Origin of the sequence: Altererythrobacter sp., from assembly GCF_050299635.1 — a bacterium.
Lineage (GTDB): Bacteria > Pseudomonadota > Alphaproteobacteria > Sphingomonadales > Sphingomonadaceae > Erythrobacter.
This window is the reverse complement of record NZ_JBNKWF010000076.1, coordinates 1-588: the sequence shown is the minus strand read 5'-3', so window position 1 is coordinate 588 and position 588 is coordinate 1. Positions and strand designations below refer to the sequence as shown.

The window sequence follows — 588 nt, the reverse complement described above, 5'->3', positions numbered from 1 at the left end:
GACGGCGTCGTAGGGAACGCCGGCCAGCGGCCCCGAACTGTCGCTGAGAAAATCAGGTTGCGTGAACCACCAGCTGTATTCGTGATGGAACGCCACGCCCATGTGCATGTTGAGATTGGTGAGGGCGCTTTTCCATTCGGTCATGGTATCGCGCTGGGCGCCGAAGTTGACAATGTTCCAGGGATTGTAGGTCGAATTCCAGTTGTCGAAATTGTCGTGGTGCACGCCCTGCACGAGCACAAAACGCGCGCCGGCATCGTGGAAGAGCTGGGCCAGCGCGGCCGGATCGTACTGGTTCGGATCCCATGCGTTGATCACGTCCTTGTAGCCGTTCGTGGTGGGATGGCCGAAATTGGCTAGGTGATTGTTGTAGACCCAGGAACCCTGCTGGTACATGTCCTGTGCAGACCAGTCAGCGCTTTCGAGGTTCGCCTGCGGGCCAAAGTGGAACCAGATGCCGAACTTCGCCTCGCGCAACCAGGCCGGCGTGCCGTTGCCGGGAACATTGGAGGAAATGGAATTCCAGTCCGGCTCAAACGGGCCGTTGGTTTCGATGTTGAAATCCATCTGCACTTCCGGAAAATCCGC

1 protein-coding gene is annotated in these 588 nt (G+C 58.3%); it reads right to left on the bottom strand.

What is annotated here, in order from left to right; genetic code table 11:
- Nucleotides 1–567: alpha-L-fucosidase (locus ACQY6C_RS14905; RefSeq protein WP_427970073.1), on the bottom strand; the 567-nt coding region annotated here is incomplete at its 3' end.
- Nucleotides 568–588 lie beyond the last annotated feature (21 nt).